17 protein-coding genes and 1 pseudogene are annotated in these 18029 nt (G+C 70.0%); 12 read left to right on the forward strand and 6 right to left on the reverse strand.

The window, feature by feature from the left end; all coding sequences use genetic code 11:
* The first annotated feature begins 84 nt into the window (after window positions 1–84).
* From ABTY15_RS30915 to ABTY15_RS30930, 4 genes are all read left to right on the forward strand, one after another.
* Window positions 85–507 (forward strand): zinc-binding dehydrogenase, encoded by a 423-nt coding sequence (locus ABTY15_RS30915; RefSeq protein WP_350602434.1) that lies wholly within the window; start codon window positions 85–87, stop codon window positions 505–507.
* A 49-nt stretch (window positions 508–556) separates the two neighbouring features.
* Window positions 557–1357, forward strand: coding sequence for a dioxygenase family protein (locus ABTY15_RS30920; protein WP_350602436.1), 801 nt, complete (start codon window positions 557–559; stop codon window positions 1355–1357).
* Window positions 1358–1438: 81 nt separating this feature from the next.
* Window positions 1439–1810 carry a DoxX family protein gene (locus tag ABTY15_RS30925; RefSeq protein ID WP_350602437.1) on the forward strand — a complete coding sequence of 124 codons (372 nt, stop codon included), beginning with the start codon at window positions 1439–1441 and terminating at the stop codon, window positions 1808–1810.
* 230 nt (window positions 1811–2040) lie between these two features.
* On the forward strand, window positions 2041–2433 hold the full coding sequence (locus tag ABTY15_RS30930; protein WP_350602438.1) for a nuclear transport factor 2 family protein: 393 nt from the start codon (window positions 2041–2043) through the stop codon (window positions 2431–2433).
* 108 nt (window positions 2434–2541) lie between these two features.
* Here ABTY15_RS30930 and ABTY15_RS30935 read toward each other — a convergent pair.
* Window positions 2542–3429 (reverse strand): annotated as a pseudogene (locus ABTY15_RS30935) (IS256 family transposase); the annotation flags it as partial.
* Window positions 3430–3894: 465 nt separating this feature from the next.
* On the opposite strand from ABTY15_RS30935, the gene ABTY15_RS30940 reads away from it, so the two are divergent.
* A complete protein-coding gene (locus tag ABTY15_RS30940) occupies window positions 3895–5277 on the forward strand; it encodes a tetratricopeptide repeat protein (RefSeq protein WP_350602439.1) in 1383 nt (460 codons plus the stop codon).
* A gap of 166 nt (window positions 5278–5443) precedes the next feature.
* Here ABTY15_RS30940 and ABTY15_RS30945 read toward each other — a convergent pair whose 3' ends face one another.
* Window positions 5444–5818 (reverse strand): hypothetical protein, encoded by a 375-nt coding sequence (locus ABTY15_RS30945; RefSeq protein ID WP_350602441.1) that lies wholly within the window; start codon window positions 5816–5818, stop codon window positions 5444–5446.
* Between the two features lie 766 nt (window positions 5819–6584).
* Here ABTY15_RS30945 and ABTY15_RS30950 point away from each other — a divergent pair.
* Window positions 6585–7688 carry a M23 family metallopeptidase gene (locus tag ABTY15_RS30950; RefSeq protein WP_350602443.1) on the forward strand — a complete coding sequence of 368 codons (1104 nt, stop codon included), beginning with the start codon at window positions 6585–6587 and terminating at the stop codon, window positions 7686–7688.
* Between the two features lie 831 nt (window positions 7689–8519).
* On the opposite strand, the gene ABTY15_RS30955 is transcribed toward ABTY15_RS30950, so the two are convergent.
* Window positions 8520–8897 (reverse strand): winged helix-turn-helix transcriptional regulator, encoded by a 378-nt coding sequence (locus ABTY15_RS30955; protein ID WP_350602444.1) that lies wholly within the window; start codon window positions 8895–8897, stop codon window positions 8520–8522.
* Between the two features lie 141 nt (window positions 8898–9038).
* Here ABTY15_RS30955 and ABTY15_RS30960 point away from each other — a divergent pair, with 141 nt between their 5' ends.
* A complete protein-coding gene (locus tag ABTY15_RS30960; protein WP_350602446.1) occupies window positions 9039–10007 on the forward strand; it encodes an NADP-dependent oxidoreductase in 969 nt (322 codons plus the stop codon).
* 31 nt (window positions 10008–10038) lie between these two features.
* Window positions 10039–10359: an NIPSNAP family protein gene (locus ABTY15_RS30965; protein ID WP_350602447.1), complete on the forward strand. Its 321-nt coding sequence runs from the start codon at window positions 10039–10041 to the stop codon at window positions 10357–10359.
* A gap of 526 nt (window positions 10360–10885) precedes the next feature.
* Here ABTY15_RS30965 and ABTY15_RS30970 read toward each other — a convergent pair.
* Window positions 10886–12025: a PucR family transcriptional regulator gene (locus ABTY15_RS30970; protein WP_350602458.1), complete on the reverse strand. Its 1140-nt coding sequence runs from the start codon at window positions 12023–12025 to the stop codon at window positions 10886–10888.
* An 87-nt stretch (window positions 12026–12112) separates the two neighbouring features.
* Between ABTY15_RS30970 and ABTY15_RS30975 the strand changes: the two genes are divergently transcribed.
* Together ABTY15_RS30975 and ABTY15_RS30980 are read left to right on the forward strand one after the other, a co-directional pair.
* Complete coding sequence (locus ABTY15_RS30975) at window positions 12113–13174, forward strand: ferredoxin reductase (RefSeq protein ID WP_350602449.1); 1062 nt, start codon at window positions 12113–12115, stop codon at window positions 13172–13174.
* A gap of 7 nt (window positions 13175–13181) precedes the next feature.
* Window positions 13182–14300 (forward strand): fatty acid desaturase family protein, encoded by a 1119-nt coding sequence (locus tag ABTY15_RS30980; protein WP_350602450.1) that lies wholly within the window; start codon window positions 13182–13184, stop codon window positions 14298–14300.
* Window positions 14301–14585: 285 nt separating this feature from the next.
* On the opposite strand, the gene ABTY15_RS30985 is transcribed toward ABTY15_RS30980, so the two are convergent.
* Window positions 14586–14960 carry a hypothetical protein gene (locus ABTY15_RS30985; RefSeq protein WP_350602452.1) on the reverse strand — a complete coding sequence of 125 codons (375 nt, stop codon included), beginning with the start codon at window positions 14958–14960 and terminating at the stop codon, window positions 14586–14588.
* Between the two features lie 279 nt (window positions 14961–15239).
* On the opposite strand from ABTY15_RS30985, the gene ABTY15_RS30990 reads away from it, so the two are divergent.
* Window positions 15240–15713 carry a DEAD/DEAH box helicase family protein gene (locus ABTY15_RS30990; protein ID WP_350602453.1) on the forward strand — a complete coding sequence of 158 codons (474 nt, stop codon included), beginning with the start codon at window positions 15240–15242 and terminating at the stop codon, window positions 15711–15713.
* Window positions 15714–15924: 211 nt separating this feature from the next.
* On the opposite strand, the gene ABTY15_RS30995 is transcribed toward ABTY15_RS30990, so the two are convergent.
* Window positions 15925–16794, reverse strand: a complete 870-nt coding sequence (locus ABTY15_RS30995; protein WP_350602454.1) for a Vgb family protein — start codon at window positions 16792–16794, stop codon at window positions 15925–15927.
* Between the two features lie 634 nt (window positions 16795–17428).
* Between ABTY15_RS30995 and ABTY15_RS31000 the strand changes: the two genes are divergently transcribed.
* The gene (locus tag ABTY15_RS31000; protein WP_350602456.1) at window positions 17429–17968 is read left to right on the forward strand and encodes a hypothetical protein; all 540 of its coding nucleotides are present in this window, start codon (window positions 17429–17431) and stop codon (window positions 17966–17968) included.
* Window positions 17969–18029: the final 61 nt, after the last annotated feature.

Raw genomic sequence — 18029 nt, forward strand, 5'->3', positions numbered from 1 at the left:
GTGCTACGGTTGCAAATGTGAGGCCCCCCTCCGAATGGCGTGAACCGTCGCGCCACGGGGTGGCCGGACTAGGAAGTGATCCCCATGCGTGCCTTCGCCCTCGACGCCTTCGGCGCCGCCCCCGCCCTCACCGACCTGCCCGCCCCGACGATCACCGCGCAGGCCGTGGCCGCCCGCCACCCGAAGGGCATCACCGGCCTGATCGACCTGGCCAGCCAGGACGCCGAGACGTTCACCGGGCTCACCGCCCTGCTCGCCGACGGCGCCCGGGCCGCCACCACCCTCGGCGTCGCCGACCCCGCCGTCCTCGCCGAGCGCGGCATCACCGCCACCAACATCTTCGCCACCCCGGATGCGGCCCTGCTGGCCCGCGTGGCCCAGCACGCCGAGCAGGGCGTCCTGGTCCCGCGCATCGAGCGGACCTTCCGCCTCGAGGAGATCGGCGAGGCGCTGACGACCATCAGCGAGGGCCACGTGCGCGGCAAGCTCGCCGTCACGTTCGCCTGACATCCCCTCACCGCACGTCCCCACCGCACGCCCCCGAAGGAGCACCGCCATGAGCACCACCCCGACCCCCACAGGCCAGACCCGCACCCGGATGCCCGCGATCTTCGCTGCCCAGGGCGCCCCGCAGCTGATCGACCACCCCCGCTGGACCCGCGAGCTCGCCGCCTGGGGCAAGGCCCTGCCCCGCCCGCGCGCGATTCTGGTGATCTCCGCCCACTGGGAGGCGAGCCCGCTCGCCCACGGCGCCACCACCAGCCCGATGCCGCTGCTGTACGACTTCGGTGGCTTCCCCGAGCGGTTCTACCGCCTCACCTACCCGGCCCCCGGTAACCCCGGCCTCGTCGACCGCATCACCACGCTGCTGGGCCAGGCCCCCGCCGCGGACCCGGGGCGCGGCCTGGACCACGGCGCCTTCATCCCGTTGATGCTGATGTACCCCGGCGCCGACATCCCCGTCCTGCAGATCTCCATCCCCACCCTCGACCCGAGCGGCCTGGTCGACCTGGGCCGGCGACTGGCGCCCCTGCGCGACGAGGGCGTGCTGATCTTCGCCACCGGCCTGCTCACGCACACCTTCAACATCCCCGACATGTCCAACCCCGACGCCGCCCCCGACCCGGTCCTGGCCCACTTCGACGCCTGGCTCGGCGACGCCCTCACCCGCCGCGACACCGGTGCCCTGCTCGACTACCGCAAGCAGGCCCCGGGCGTACGCAAGGCCTTGCCCACCCACGAGCACTTCGTCCCGCTGTTCGTCGCCCTCGGCGCGGCATCCGACGACGACGCCGTCACCTTCCCCCACCACGGCTTCTGGTACGGCAACTCGATGCGCTCCGTCCAGTTCGGCTGACCCAACCGCACCCGACCACCTCGCCCCACCCCGCCGCACGACCACCAGCACCAGCACCGACACGAACGAGAACCAGACACGATGAACGTCTTCCTGTGGATCCTCCAGGGCCTGCTCGCCGCCTTCTTCGCCATGGTCGGCCTGATGAAGGCCACCCAGCCCAAGGCCAAGCTCGCCAAGAGCCTGCCCTGGGTCGAGGACTTCACCCCCGGCGCGGTCAAGGCCATCGGCGCCGTCGAGTTCCTCGGCGCCCTCGCACTGGTCCTGCCCGCCGCGATAGGTACCGCCACCGCCCTGACCCCGCTCGCCGCCACCGGCCTGGCACTCACCATGGCCGGCGCCGCCATCGTCCACGCCCGGCGCAAGGAGCACAGCGTCATCGGCATGAACGTCCTGCTGCTCATCCTCGCCGCCGTCGTGGCCTGGGGCCGCTTCGGGCCTTACCACTTCTGATCAACCGTCAACCCGTTTCGGGCAGTCAGATCCCTCCGGTCGATCTGAGACGTGCTCCACCCCAGCGTCGAAGGAGAACTCCTGGTCCATTCACGACCTCGCCACCGACCACACCCAAGGCAAGCTCGCCATCCACGTCACCCAGACCCGCCCAGATCCACGGTGCAACGCCGGCACGAGCTCCACACCGCACCGATCAAGGTTTTGAATAAAGCATCAGGAGGATAGCCATGGCCGATGAGACGGCAAACAAGGAGCTGGTACGGAAGGTGTTTTATGACATCTTCGTCAAGCATGACTTCAGTGCCTTCGACAAGTACTACGTCCAAGAAGGATTCGTCCAGCACAACCCTTACATGGGCAATGGGGTTGATGCCATCCGCGAGCTGGTAACGGGCCTGATGGAAGCAGGTTCCACCTATGAGCTCGGCTTCATCACCGCCGCCGAAGACATCGTTATGATCCACGGCCGCTTCACCGGCTACAAGGCAGGACCGGTGATCGTGACCGACATCTACCGCGTCAAGGACGGAAAGCTGGCAGAGCATTGGGACGTAATTCAGGACGAAGTGTCGGCTCCAGAGACCAAGAGCGGCAACAGCATGTTTGAGCCGGGCGCGTGAATATTCGCAACGGCCGTGAACGCGCCTCCACCTGAGTGAGCGTTTCGTTCCTGGTTGTCGAGGTCAGGGGGTGTGTCCAGCCAACCGTGTAACTCAGGTTGATTTGTACTACCGGCGGCCGATGGAGAGTCGGCCGTCGAAGGCGATCTCGAAGGCGTTCAGTGGGGCCCTCCAGCGGGTGGTCCAGCGCTTGCGGCCGGCCCCGGTGGGGTCCAGCGCCATGATGGCCGTGTAGACGCACTTCAACGCGGCCTGCTCGTTGGGGAAGTGGCCGCGGGCGCGGACGGCCTTGCGGATGCGGGCGTTGACGCTCTCGATCGCGTTGGTGGTGCAGACGACCCGGCGGATATCGGTGTCGAACCGGAGGAAGGGGACGAACTCGGCCCAGGCGTCCGACCACATCTTCACGATCGCCGGGTACTTGTCGCCCCAGGGCTCCTGGAACTCCAGGAACCGGTCCTCGGCCGCCTTCGCCGTGGGAGCGGTGTAGACCGGCTTGAGCGCCTTGGAGATCTTGTCCCAGTCCTGTCGGGCCGCGTAGCGGAAGCTCGCGCACATCAAGTGGACGACGCAGGTCTGCGTGATGGCCTGCGGCCAGACCGTCTCGATGGCGTCGGGCAGGCCCTTGAGGCCGTCGCAGACGACCATGCGCACATCGCTCACGCCGCGGTTCTTGATCTCGGTGAGGACCTGGAGCCAGTACTTGGCGCCCTCGCCGCCGTCGCCGGCCCACAGGCCGAGGATCTCGCGGGTGCCCTCGACGGTGACCGCGAGCGCGACGTAGATCGGGCGGTTCGCCACCTGACCGTCGCGGATCTTCACGTGGACGCAGTCGATGAAGATCACTGGGTAGGCCGGGTCGAGGGGCCGGCTCTGCCACTCGGCCATCCCGTCGATCACCTTGTCGGTGATGGTGGAAATGGTCTGCTTGGACACGCTCGCGCCGTAGACCTCGGCCAGGTGGGCGGAGATCTCACCGTGCGTCAGGCCCCGGGCGAGCTCGGCTTCATGCTGCGCGCGCAGCGGGCGGGAGACGTCCTCCTGACGCGCGCGTTCCTCGTTGCACCGTTCGACGACTGGGCTGGCACGGTGCACGACTGCGTTCCGACCAGCGAGTGGGATGTCCGCTAACGCTCTGGGACACGGCTCGGGTCCGGCCCCCAGCTGACCTGAGGCGTGATTGAGGAAATCCAGCCCGAAGGCCAACTTTGGCCGGACGCTGAACACCTTGACCCATGAGGGCCAGATTCATCCGGACACCCACGTCTGCCCGTCCGGATGAAGTTGTCCCGCACCTGGTCAGCGCGTTGCTACCTGACAACCTCATCCGGACGGGACAGGTGTCGTGGGCATCCCGGCTTCGGTTGAGGACGGGCTGTCGGAGGCAGTTCGTAGGGTGCCCGCGTGAACATCGATGATCTTTCTTGGCAGGCGCGCCACCATGGTGGCGTCTACCCGCGAATGGTGCGGACCCTCCTCGACCTGGGGCAGGTGGAACTGCTGGTCCGGGCGGCGCGGGAGCGTGGGGACTGGAACTGCGCGGAGGCGGCGGTCCGGGAGTTGTGCGCGGCCGGCGAGTTCGATCGGGCGCTGGCGCTGGTGGGCCCGTTCGCGGAGATCGGCTGGCGGCCCGCCGCGTGGGTCACCGCCGAGATCATGATCCACCAGGGCGAGGGTGACGAGGCGCTGGCGATGGTGCGCCCGGACGAGGCCGAGCTGGGCGACGGCCACGTGTGCGCCCGCTATGCCGAACTGCTGTCGAAGGCCGGACAGGTCGAGGAGGCTGTCGACGTGCTCACGCCCCACCTCGGGGAGTACTGGCTCCGCTCCCGCCTGGTCGAGATCACCGAGGGGCAGGGACGCGACGACCTGGTCCTGGACGTGCTCACGCGGGAGGCGAAGCGCATGGAGTCTGTCGAGAACGCGGCGTGCCAGCGGTGCGGTGAGTCCTGCGGGACGAGCCGGACCGACCGGTGGGACGTGCTGCTCCTGATCTCCCGGGTGCTGGAGCGGGCCGGGCGCCCGGACGAGGCCGTCGAGGTCTTGCGCGCCGAGAGGGCCTCTGGCCGGCGGCACCCCGTCAACTTCCCGGAGTACTACGCGGAGCTCCTCGCCCGGCAGGGCCTGATCGATGAGCTGGGGGCCCTCGCCGCCGAAGACCACCGTTCCGCTCTCGACGTGTACGCGAAGGCACTGGAGGACGCAGGGCGGGTGGACGAGGCGGAGACCGTGCTGCGCGACGGGATCGAGGCCCATGGCCATCCGAAGGACCGAGCGGCGCTGATGCGCCTCCTCGTCCGCCGGGGGAGGGTCGACGAAGCCGTCGAGACCGGCCGGCCCACCTACGAGTACTACGACTGCTGGAACTTCCTCCACTGGGCGCTTGAACTGCTCGTCGAAGACGGCCGGCCCGGCCGAGCACTCGAACTCCTGGACGGGATCACCGACGAATACGTCAAGGAGCACCTGGACCAGGTCCGCCACCTGCGGCTCTGGTTGCTGGGCGAGGCAGGCCGCTACAAGGAGGGCATCGCGGAGGCCACCGCCCTCAACGAGCGGGAGCCGGGCGAGTGGGACACCGCGCTGGCTCGGCTGCTGGAGCGGGACGGCCGGACAGAGGAAGCCCTCGCACTGCTTCGCTCCTCCACTCACTACTTGGTCCACCACGACTTGCCCGACATGCTGATCAGGCACGGCCGCCCGGCCGAGGCCCTCGACTCCATCCCCACGATCGCCGAGAAGCGCACGGCCGCCGAACGACGGGAGCGGGAGGCGGCGGAGCGGCGGGAACAGGACGATCCCTGGGCTCCTACGGGCGAGTTCAGCCTGGAGCCCCCGTTCTAGCCAGGGGCGCCGCGGTCAAACTTCGTTGAGAATCGTCAAACTTCGGTGAGACGGGACAGCTGGGCTGGGACGGCGGCATCCCAGCCCTCTCTCAGGGTGTCCGGTCCGGGCGTTTGCTGGGACGGTGCGGGATCGGGGCCGACCGACGGTCGAGGAGGGCACGGTCTTAGGTGGCGGCGCGTCCGGCGGCGACGGCCTGGTCGAGGCGGTCCGCGAACCGGGGCAGCTGGGTGACGGGGCAGCCGCCGGCGACCGAGCGGGGCATGGCGACCGCGATCGCCCCGACGGCCGCCAGGGCGAGGACCTCATGGACGGCGAGAGCGTCGTTGAGCAGGACGAACCCGTCGAGCACCCGAGTGGTCTGCGCGGGCACGCCGCCGCTCTCGTCGTCCTCGGCGTCCAGGTCCGGGCCGCAGGCGAGGACGGCAACGGCGAACTCGGCCAGGTACGGGTCGCCTACGCGCGGCCAGCTCGGACACCCACACGACGGCCCGCCCGGCTGCGCTCCGGGCCGCCTGGAGCACGGCGGCAAGCTCGGCAAGCTGCTGCGCCTCCAGCCGCTCATCCTCGGCCTGGTCGTCCAGGCCGCACTGCGCCTGGGCGGCACGGTGGGCGGCGAGGACCGCCCGCTCGACGGCGAACAGCGAGACCGTTGGATCGAAGTCGTCGTCGCGATGCTGGACGGGACGGCCAGGAAAGGGGAGGACGCTCATGACCGGCCCAACCGCAGGTCGGCCGAACACCAGCAGTCTGGTGGCCGAGGACCTGGTGGCGGCCGGCCACGATCCGCAGCATGCCCGCCCTGTCGGCCTCGTTCCCGCAGCCTACGAGCCCGTCGAGCCGACCTGCGGAACCTGGCATCCGCGCAGGACGCACAGGTTGGATCCGTGTGGCGCGGCTAAGCCCAACCACGCTGCCAATCCCGGTACTGGCGGGGCCGGTCGGGCCCCGGTCGTCGTGGGCGTGCGTCCAGTTGGCGGCGCAAACCCGCGTGCGGCTGGACGGGTGTAGTTCGACACCTGACTCCGGTGGCTTCCGCCCGAAGCGGTGCGCCTCCGGGTTGCATGGGCCTGCGCCTCGGCGCGGGGCGTGCCGGCGTCCTTCACGGCCCCGGACCCGACGAATGAAAGAGCACAATGGCAGAGCACGACCCTCGTCACCGCACTGGTCGCGGCCCTCTACTTCGCGGGCTCTCCGCAGCCGTGCTCGCAGTCGGCATGCTGGTGGCCTCAGCGGGACCCGGATACGGGACCGGCGCGGCCGCTCTGGCGCCCGGCACGCAGTTCACGCCGTTGACGGCGGCAGTGATGACCGAACCGACGCCGTTCGACGCCACGGACGGCAAGACGCACCTCTCGTACGAACTGCTCACCACGAGCGCACTGTCCAGCAGCACGCCGGTGCGGCTTGACCGTGTCGACGTCAAAGACGCCCGCACCCAACAGGTCATCGGCTCGCTGAGCGGGCAGGCGCTGGCCGAGGCCGCCAATCCGGTGGGCGACCCCCTGCCCGGTGCGGACGGGTACACCCCGCCGCCCCCGGCGCCGACGCCGACCGTCATCCAGGGCTCCCAGCAGTGGATCATCTGGCTCGACCTGGCGCTCGACCACGGCCGGGCGGCGCCCGAGGTCCTCGAACACCATCTCTCGGGTGCCATCCTGACCGCCTCCGGCCCCTCCGCGTTCGAGGAGACAGTGCAGGCCACCCCGACCGCCCGCACCGCGCCCTTGAACCTGAACCCGCCGGTCCTCCCCGGCACCTGGTACGCCAGCGAGTCGTGCTGTGGCAACACCCACCACCGGCGCGGCCTCGCCCCGATCAACGGCCGCTTCGGCGTGCCGCAGCGCTTCGCGATCGACTGGTACCGGGTCGGCGAGCAAGGGCAGGCCTGGGAAGGCGACCCCGCCCAGCTCACCAGCTACCTGAGCTACCGCCAGCCGGTCGCGGCCGCGGCCCGCGGCCGGGTGGTGGAGGTCCAGGACGGAATCCCGGACAACCCGCCGCCCCACACGCCGCCCATCCCGCCGATCGAGGACACCGTCGGCAACCACATCACCCTGGAAGTCGCACCGGGCCGCTACCTGCTCTACGGCCACCTGCAGCCCGGCTCGCTCAACGTCCGGGAGGGCGACTGCGTCGAACCCGGCCAGGTCCTCGCGCTGATCGGCAACAGCGGCAACTCCACCACCCCACACCTGCACTTCCAGGTGATGACCACGGCCGAGTTCTTCCCGACCGACAGCCCGCCGTTCACCTTCCGGCAGTTCCGCGTCCTCGGACAGGTCGAACCCCGGATCTGGGACGACAACTTGGGCCTGCAACCGACCGGCGTCCTGCCGATCACGCCCTCGCCGTACGAGGGCCCTCATCATGCGCAGTATCCGCTCGACCGCGAGGTGCTGGAGTTCTGACCCGACTCCGGCACGCCCCCCGGGCGGGCGCCGACAACACGGCGCCCGCCCGGACGCATCCTGTCGGGACGCATCGGGGCGGGCGCTGCACACCACACGCCATCGGCCACCGCACGCGTTTCGTCACACCCACCACTCCGTCGCACGGCAGGCCGTGAAACCTCACCCGATGGAGGAAGTGGGGCCGAAAGAACCCGTTCAAACAGCCGGCGCGAAGCGCCGCCGCAGGCGCCCTTGACCGGCCGGCACGGCCCGCACACTGCACGAGCGGGCGGCCCCGGCGGAGGACGGCGGGTCTTCAGCCGCTGGGGTGGCTGCCGGAAAGCCGGCCGGGCATGGGGTCGCGGCACCCAGGGGAGCCGTTCCCGCTGGAGAGGCGTGGGTTTGGGAGGACGACGAGACGGTCGATGTTCACGATCCACGCGTCGATGCCGTCCTCAATCATGGGCCAGTCGTTCTCGGAGCCGAGGACGGGCCATGGTTCCGGCTGTTGGTAACTGCAGGACCCCACCGCGGTGAGGTCTGGATGGTGTCCGGCGTCGGTGCCGTGCCGACGCCGGTCGCCGACGCCAGATGCTTCGACGGGTGGGTGCGGCGCTGGCGCTCAAACCACGATTGGCTCGAAGCTGAGAAGCCGTTGTCGTACCGCTCCTGGGGATTGTCGATCGAACTGGAGTCTCGTTCGAGCATGTCAGATAGTTCGTGTAAGTCTGTGATCTGGGAGGCTGGCCGGGGCTCGGCTGAGGGCTCGGGGCTGTCGCCCCCACTACGGCCGGGGCCCACCGGCCTCGGCCCGCGCCGGACGCGGGGCACCACACGGAGGTGTCGGCCTCAGGATGCGACCGGCTCCGGCCGGGACGCCTGGTCGATGTTCTCCTCGACCCAGTTGCGCAGGTGGTTGAGCGGGACGGCGGCGCTCTGGCCGAGCGGGGTGAGGGAGTACTCGACGTGCAGCGGGACGGCGGGGTAGACCGTGCGGTCGAGGATGCCGAAGTCTTCCAGGCGGCGCAGGGTCTGGGTGAGGACCTTGGGGCTGACGCCCTGGAGCTTGCGCTGGAGTTCTCCGAACCGCTGGGGGCCCTCTTCGAGGGCGCCGATGGCGAGGGCGGACCATTTGTTGGCGAGCAGGTCGAGCAGTGGGCGGCAGGGGCACTGGGCGGCGTAGACGTCGTGGTGCGAGTGCTGGCCGCTGGGGCAGGTGGTCGTCATGCTCACTCTCCTCACCAGGTCACTTCCTGATGGGAAGTAATAGACCTTGAAGGTAACTATACCCACGGGGATAGCGTCGTCGACGTCAACAGGAAGGCCTGGCAACGGCTTTCCGCAGAGTGCTCTTTCAGGAGATGACGCATGTCCGCAGACATGATGCGCGCGGTGGTCCAGGACACCTTCGGTGGCCCGGAGGTGCTGCGGGTCGAGCGGGTGCCGCGCCCGGTGCCGCTGCCGACCGAGGTGCTGGTGCGGGTGCACGCGGCCGGGATCAACCCGGTGGACTGGAAGACCCGCGGCGGCAGCGGCATGGCCGGCCTGCTGGGTGAGCCGCCGTTCACCCTCGGCTGGGACGTGTCAGGCGTGGTGGAGGAGGTCGGCTTCGGCGTGACCACGCTGAAGGCCGGCGACGAGGTGTACGGCATGCCGTGGTTCCCGCGCGTCGCGAACGCCTACGCCGAGTACGTGACCGCGCCGGCCCGGCAGTTCGCCCGCAAGCCGGCCACCCTCGACCACGTGCACGCCGCCGCCGTACCGCTGGCGGCGCTGACCGCCTGGCAGGCCGTCGTCGACACCGCCCACGTGCAGGCCGCCCAGCGCGTCTTGATTACGGCTGCGGCCGGTGGAGTGGGCCACTTCGCGGTCCAGTTCGCCCGCCACCTGGGCGCCCACGTGATCGCCACCGCCAGCGCCGCCCGCCACCCCTGGCTCAAGGAACTCGGCGCCAACGAGAGCATCGACTACACCACCACCCGGTTCGAGGACGTCATCAAGGACGTCGATGTCGTCATCGACCTGGTGGGCGACGCCCACGACAGCACCAGCACCCGCTCGCTGACGGTGCTGCGCCCCGGCGGCCTGCTGGTCGCGATCCCGGCCGGCGTCTCCCCGGAGCTGGCCCGGTCCGCCGAGGCGGCCGGTGTCCGGGTGACCCCGTTCCTGGTGGAGCCGGACGGTGCCGCGCTGACGGCGATTGCCGGGCTGATCGACGCCGGCGAGGTCGCTGTGGAGGTGGAGGAGACCTTCCCGCTGGAGCAGGCCGGCGTGGCCCACGCCCGCGGCGAGGCCGGCCGCACCCGCGGCAAGCTCGTCCTGTCCGTCACCAACTGAACCATCCTCGTGAGGAGTTCGGAGCAGCAGCATGTACTACGAGATCCGCCGCTACCAGGCGCAGCCCGGACGTCGCGAGGAGTGGGTGCGCTATATGGAGGACGTGGTCATCCCGTTCCAGGCCTCGCTGGGCATGGACATCACCGCCTCCTTCGTCGACGCCCAGGACGAGGACGGCTATGTGTGGATCCGCCGGTTCGAGGACGAGGCCCAGAGCGCGGCCCTGTACGCGGCGGTCTACCAGCACGACCGCTGGAAGAACGAGATCGGCCCGGTCGTCTACGGCCTGCTGATCCCCGAGAGGTCCGTCGTCACCCGCGTCACCCCCACGCCCGCCTCACCGCTGCGGTGACCCGGCTGCGATCCCGCATCCGTCACGGCGCGCCTTTCCTCACTGCCGAGGTCGCGCTCGACAAGGCCTGGACCGCGGCCTCGTTCCACACCTATGGGGTGGTGGTGGGTGTGCGGGTTGGGGTGGTGATGAGCTGGTCGTGGACACGCCTCGTGGCCTGTTCATGCGCCGAATACCTGATGCTCTGCCGTTGCCGGCCGGTGTCGAGCAGGGGCCCGGGGCCGAGCTGGCCACGCACGCGGCTGCCGCTACGTGGGGGCTGCCGGACCTCGTGTTCGTGCCCGCTCTCGCCCAGAAGGTTCTGGCAGGCGCGAGCTCGGCGACCGGCTGCTGCTCGCAGGCCAACGCGCAGCCGTGGTCCAGGTCAAGAGCCGTACCGTCGACCCCAAGGCCGACGACGCTCGGGCGAGGCGGCCAGCTGGTCTTCGACCCAGGCTTCGCCCAACCGAGCCAGCTGACGACACCGAAAACGAGGCATGATTCCCGGCCCGCTCGTGGTCGCAGTCGTGGACGGTCGAAGTACACGTCAGCTGACCCGAAGACCCACCGCCAGGGTCAGTTCAAGGACCCGGTGTGGCGATGCGAGATCCGGAAACAGCTCCCGCAGCTGCGACATCCGGTACCGGACTGTCTGAGGATGGACGAACAACGCCGCCGCCACCTCGTCCCGCCTGCCCTGGTGCAGCAGCCACGCCCGCAACGTCTCCTCCAGCCGCCGTGCGGTCGCGACAGGCACGGTCCGCAACGGCGCGAGGGCTCGGGCACGCAGGTCTGCGAACGCGTCCACGTCGGCGCTCAGCACCAGCTCGGGCAAGTGGTCCTCGGTGTCGCGAATATCGGAGGAGAGGGAACGCGCGCGTACGGCTCGTGCGTACGAGGTGGACGCACGAGTCCATGGCCGTGCCGGGCCGACCACGGCGGTGCGGTCGGTCAGCTGCCGCAAGAGGTGTGATCGGTCGGCATCGGGGACGAGCAGCACACCGGTGGCGTCCGGCAGATCGTCGAGGACGAGAGTGCCCGGGTCGAGCACGCGGTAGGCAGGCCGGGCCTGGGCGGCGGGCAGCAGGACCGCGGTCAGCGAAACCGGGGGCTGCCACCCGGCCCGTTGAGCAGAGGCCAGCAGCACGTCCGGGCTCGCGCCGGCGAGGAGGTCGCGGGCCAGGTGTTCCAGGTGGCGCTCGTGGGCCCTGCCTCGGGCGGCCAGTTCGTCGGCATGGCCCGCGGCGCTCGCGGCGGAGAGCTCGTCGATGTAGGCGAAGGTCAGCTCGGCGAACTTGGCGACCTCGGCGGCGGGCAGACCTGCGGGTACGGCACCTGCTGCCAGGCATCGCCAGGCCACGCGGGCGCCGACGCGGTAGGCGCTGAGCAGGGCGTCCATCGAACGGCCGTCGCGCACCTCGCCGCGGCCCAGCTCGTAGGCTGCGTCACCGGCGTCGCCACCCGTGGCGTTCCCGCTCGCGAGGTCCAGGTAGTGCCCCAGGGCGGTGCGGACGGCTCGGCGGATGGTGCCGCCCATGCGGCCCGACAGGGCGTTGGCGTAGGGAGGGACCTCGTCAATGATCGCCTGGACGACCTCGTCGGCGGTGGCCGTCAGCGCGGCCCGAAGCGCGGTGACCGTCGTCTCATCCAGGACCAGTTCGCTGGCCCTCCGGATTGCATGGCTCACGTTTTTGTTCCCTGCGAACAATTCAGCCGACTAGATTTACGTCCTACGGTCAGGACTTTACGCCCCAAGGCGCAGCAAGCTGGAGTCATGACGAGTGCAGCCCTCCGCAGCAGGGCATGGAAACTGCTGGAGATGGTCACGACGCCGCTGCTGCCGTCGGACTACCTCGACCTGGTCAGCCCGCTGCGTGCGGGCGCCGACCTGCGTGGGCGCATCGAGGCCGTGCAGCCCGAAACGGGTGACGCCGCGACCATCGTGATCCGGCCGGGACGGGGCTGGCGCGGCCACACCGCCGGTCAGTACGTGCGGATCGGGGTCGACGTCGACGGGAGGCGCCTGTGGCGTGCCTACTCCATCACCTCACCGACAAACCGCCAGGACGGCCGCATCACGATCACCGTGAAGGCGATCCCGGACGGCCAGGTCAGCAACCACCTCGTCCACAGGTCGACACCGGGCACGCTGATCCAGCTCGATCAGCCGACCGGTGACTTCGTGCTGCCGCAGGCCAAGCCCGCCAAGGTGCTCTACCTGACGGCCGGCAGCGGCATCACGCCCGTGATGGGCATGCTGCGCGACACCGAGTTCGACGACGTCGTCATGGTCCACTGCGCGCCACGGCCGCAGGACGTGCTCTTCCGCAACGAACTGCACGACCTGGTCGCGGACAAGAAGCTGCGCCTCACCGAGGTGCACACCGCCACGGACGGCAGGCTCGACCTCGCCCGTCTCGGCGAACTCGTGCCCGACTGGGCCGAGCGCGAGACCTGGGCCTGCGGGCCCGCGGGCCTGCTCGACGCCGCGGAGGAGCACTGGACCGAGCACGGCGTCCAGGAGCGCCTGCACACCGAACGGTTCCGCCCCCGCATCGTCGTCGTCGCCGGCGACGGCGGCGGTGAGGTCACGTTCAGCGCCACCGGCAAGGCCGTCGAGGCGGACGGCGACACGCCGTTGCTGGACATCGGCGAGGAAGCCGGCGTGCTCATGCCTTCCGGGTGCCGCATGGGCATCTGCTTCGGCTGTGTCACGCCGCTCAAGGCGGGCGCCGTCCGCGACCTGCGCACCGGCGAGATCACCGAGGCCGAGCCGGGCGTCCTCATCCAGACCTGCGTGTCCGCCGCGGCGGGCCCCTGCGACATCGAACGGTAGAAGCACCTTGACCGCCATCGACCCCACCGCCCACCTGACCGCGGAGCAGATCGAGGAGCTCGGCCGCGAGCTGGACGCGATCCGCGACGAGGTGATCGCGAGCCGCGGCGAGAAAGACGCCGCCTACATCCGCAAGGTCATCTCGGCGCAGCGCAAGCTCGAGCTGGCCAGCAGGGGCGTGCTGCTGTTCTCGATCTTCCCGCCCGCGTGGCTGCTCGGCACCGCCGGCCTGTCCGTGGCGAAGATCATGGACAACATGGAGATCGGCCACAACGTCCTGCACGGCCAGTGGGACTGGATGCGGGACCCGAAGATCCACTCCACCACCTGGGAGTGGGACCACGTCTCGCCGTCCGAGCAGTGGAAGCACTCGCACAACGAGCTGCACCACACGTACACCAACGTCATCGGCAAGGACAACGACCTCGGCTACGGCATCATGCGCGTCGACGAGGACCAGAAGTGGCACCCGCTCCACCTCGGCCAGCCGCTGTGGAACTTCGTCAACGCCTGCTTCTTCGAGTACGGCATCGCAGCGTACGACCTCGAACTCGGCAAGAACCTGCACAAGAGCCGCCGCAAGAACCCGGAGTTCCGCGCGCGGGCCAAGGCCGTGGGCCGCAAGATCCGCAAGCAGGCGCTCAAGGACTACGTGATCCACCCGCTGCTGTCGGGCCCGTCGTTCCTCACCACGCTCGCCGCCACGTTCACCGCGAACCTGGTCCGCAACATCTGGTCCCACTCGGTGATCATGTGCGGGCACTTCCCCGAGGGCGTACAGGTCTTCGAGCGCCAGTCGATCAAGGGCGAGACACGCGGCCAGTGGTACCTGCGCCAGATGATGGGCTCGGCGAACATCAGCGGCAGCAGGGCCATGCACTTCATGACCGGCAACCTGTCTCACCAGATCGAGCACCACCTGTTCCCGGACCTGCCGAGCAACCGGTACGCCGAAGTCGCGGTGAAGGTGCGCGCGCTGTTCGAAAAGTACGAGCTGGAGTACGTCACCGGGCCGCTGCCCAAGCAGGTGTTCTCCGCGTGGCGCAAGGTCTTCCGGCTCTCGCTGCCGAACAAGAAGCCCAAGGTCAAGACACCGGCCTGCGAGAAGGAGCTCGTCGCGGCCTGATTCCCGGTACTGGTTCGCCGGGTGACGACATCCGCACGGGAGCCCTCGCCGCGCTCGACCGCCCGCAGACCAGGTCGGCCGAGACAGCAGCCCAACACGCCGTTGACGTGCTCGGGTAGTGCGGCGGTGTCCAGGCTGGGGGCCAGTGGTGGTGGCAGTGGGTTTTCCGCAGTTCTGCTGAGAGCCCTGTATGTGCCTCACAAGCGGGTTGCCGGGCCTGCTGCCGAGGCGGCGTCGGAGGTCGCTGAGTGCCCGGACCGCGTCCAGGCCCGGGAGTGTGTGCGGCTATGTCTTCTCCGGTGTGTTGTCGGGGAGCCTGTGGCCTTGGGCGTGGAGCCAGCGCCGGATTGACTCCGTGTGGCGGACGGCTGTTGCGTGCAGGGCTGGACCGGTCTTCGCGGCGGCGGTCTCGCGACCGATTCGGGCGGCGTCCTGTTCGGCCGCCTCGACGACGGCGCTCGCGACCCAGTTGTCGAGGACACCGTCGTTCCTCCACCGGGTGAGCCGGTTGCGCGCGGCCCGGTGGGCGGCCTGGGCTTCGGCCGCCTTCGTCTGTTGAGCGGCCCGCTCCCAGTACCGCGTGCGGTTGGTGAGGTATGCGTCGATGGCACTGCGGGCCATGGCCTCGTCCCGTTCGGGATCGTGCTGAGGGCTCGTCATGCGGGAAGAATAAGAGAGCGTCGATGGGTCGGCTCGCTGCCCGCTTCGGCGGGCACGGCCGGCGAGGGGCAAGCGCGCGCAGCGGGGGATCTGCCTCGTCGAGCCGGACCAGGACGCCGCCTCCGGGGGCATGCCGATTGGCGCGGGCACTGGGGCCCGGGAGGCGAACGCCGTGCTGCGCCCCTGCTGGACCTGCAAGGGCCTGCTGGGCGGCCCTGAGGGCTCGAACCGGGAATCGCGGACCCGGTCGCCAAGGAGAAGGCCGGCGAACCGGTCACCGTGTACGCCACCTACACCTCGCTGGAGCGGATCGTCCAGGCCCACCGCGACTTCGGCCTGCCGGCCTGGGACCTCGTCGTGATCGACGAGGCCCACCGCACGGCCGGTTCGGAGGGCAAGGCGTGGGCCGCCGTCCACCACGACGCGGACGTACCCGCGCTGCGCCGCCTCTACTTCACCGCCACGCCCAGGATCGCCGACTACCGGGTGCTCGTGCCGGTGGTCACCGACGAGGACCTGCGCGAGCTGCTGAACCTCCCCGCCGTCGCCGACCTGCGCTCCCAGCGCTCCAACGAGGAGCTGCTGCGCCTGGCCCTGCAGATCGCGGTGCTGCGCGCGGTCGCCGACCTCGGTCTGCGCCGCGTGATCACGTTCCACTCCCGGGTCAGCAGCCGGGATGACCCTGGAGCACTCCAGCAGGCCCTGCACCGGGAGCGGCAGCGCGCCGCCGTTTACCTCGCCGCCTGTGCTTAAGGGGCGGCGTTCGTGAACGCGCTGCGCCAGGTCGTGCGCGGGGGCCGGGGTGGTGCTTTCGCGTTGGCGTCGGCGCCACCCCGTCGGCGAATGGCGCCCGTGCCTGCGCCCGCCGGTGTGTACGCCGGTCGGGCGGCCGCGCCTGGCGCCCGAGGACCTCGGCGCCAGGCGCGGCCGCCCGGTGCGGTGGCTGTTCACACCGCCGGCCCTGTCAGGGGGTCACGATGCCGATCTGGCTCGCGGCGTTCTCGGCGAACCACAGGTTGCCGTCGGATCCGGTGGCGATGTCCACGGGGGCCGCGTCGGAGGTCGGGATCGCCACCTCGGTGATCGTTCCCGAGGTCGTGATCCGGCCGATGTCGTTGCCGGCGTTCTCGGTGAACCACAGGGCGCCGTCCGGTCCGGTGGTGATGCCCCACGGGAACGGGAAGACGGAATCCGTGAGGCCGTAGCCGGTGAACGAGGCCGCCGTGGTGACCTTTCCGATCTCTGCGGCGCCGGCGTCGGTGAACCACAGGTTGCCGTCCGGCCCGGCGGTGATGCCCACGGGCAGCGAGTCGAGCGAGGGGACCGCGTACTCGGTGACGGACCCGCTGGTGGTGATCTGGCCGATGCTCCCGGTCAGCACCTCGGTGAACCACAGGTTGCCGTCCGAGCCGGCGGTGATGCCCAGCGGGTAGGCGCCGGAGGTGGGGAGCGCGAACTCGGTGACCGTGCCGCCGGTGGTGATCCGGCCGATCTTGTCGACGCCGGGCTCCGCGAACCACAGGTTGCCGTCCGGTCCGGCGGTGATGCCCCACGGGTAGGCGCCGGAGGTGGGGAGCGCGAACTCGGTGACCGTGCCGCCGGTGGTGATCCGGCCGATCTTGTCGACGTTCGACTCGGTGAACCACAGGGCGCCGTCGGGCCCGGTGACGATCCCGGCCGGCCCGGCGTTGGTGGTGGTCACCGCGTACTCGGTGAACGTGCCGCCCGTGGTGACCCGTCCGACCGCGTTCGCGGAGTTCTCGGTGAACCACAGGGCTCCGTCCGGCCCCGCGGTGATGCCGACCGGCGAGGAGTTGGCGGTCGGTGTCGCCAACTCGCTGATGGTGGGGGTCAGGAGGGGCTGCGCCGCAGCCGCCCGGGGGTGCCTGCCCGCGAGGCAGCCGATGAGCCCCGCGGGGCCCCGGTGCCGGACGCAGGACTTCACCCATCGGTTCAGGGATCCGTGGGGGTGGTGCGGGGCGGCCCCGAAGGCGGTGGCGCTCGGCGCCGCGAGAGCGGCCGTCAGGGCCAGGACGACGAGGACACGGTGGAGCCGCCTCGGGCGGCCAGGACGGTGGAGCATGGGGCACCTTCCTGAAGGGACGCGGTGGGAGCCGGAGCGCCGACACGCGGATCGGGATGACGTTGCGTTTGCGATATCGCGATGCACACGTACACTCCCCATCGAATCCTCGACAAAACAGAGGGAATTGGGGAATTTTGCGAGCACTCGTGGGGAATTTGATCGAGCACATCTCATGTCGCTACGGCCACGGGCACGGCGGGCCGATTGTCGACGGTTATTCACAACCGTTCTGACCTGGCCAGATGACCCGTGCCGGCGGCCTCGTTCGACCGGGCGGAGGAATCGCGTTTCAGATCTGTGCGTGTACGGATACTGATGATTCCGCTGGGATCCCCGGAGCGGTTCGCTGCTGCTCCGGGCTTCGGACGAAAGAGGAGAGTCCATGCGCATCCGATATTCCGTCGCCGCCGGAGCCGCGATAGTCGTCGCCACGGCCGGAGTGGCCGTCGCCGCGCCGGGCGACACGACGGTCACGTTCTCCGTGTCGGGCGGTTCGTTGGCGGTCTCGGTCCCCTCCGGCCCGGTGGGCCTGGGCAGCGGGCTGCCGGGGAACCCCGTCAGCGGACAACTGGGCAACGTCACGGTCACCGACGCCCGGGCCCTGCTCACGGCGTCCTGGACCGCGTCCGTGATCTCCGGGAACTTCACGACCGGCGGGGCCACGAGCGCGGAGACGGTTCCGGCCAGCGCGGTCTCCTACTGGTCGGGAACCGCGACTTCCACCACCGGTACGGGCACCTTCGTACCCGGCCAGGCCTCCGTGGGCCAGGCCCAGACCCTCAACGTCAGCCGCACCGCTTACAGCCTCACGGCGGGCGTCGGCAACAACTCCGCCACGTGGAACCCCACGCTCATCGTCGCGATCCCCTCCGGTGCGGTGAACGGCTCCTACACCGGGACGGTGACACATTCGGTCGCGTAGCCAGGCCGGCCTGTGGTGCACGACCGCGGCGGTGCTCGCGCTGGCTTGCAGCGCGAGCACC

It is taken from the genome of Kitasatospora sp. NPDC097643 (assembly GCF_040302625.1).
Classification (GTDB): Bacteria; Actinomycetota; Actinomycetes; order Streptomycetales; family Streptomycetaceae; genus Kitasatospora.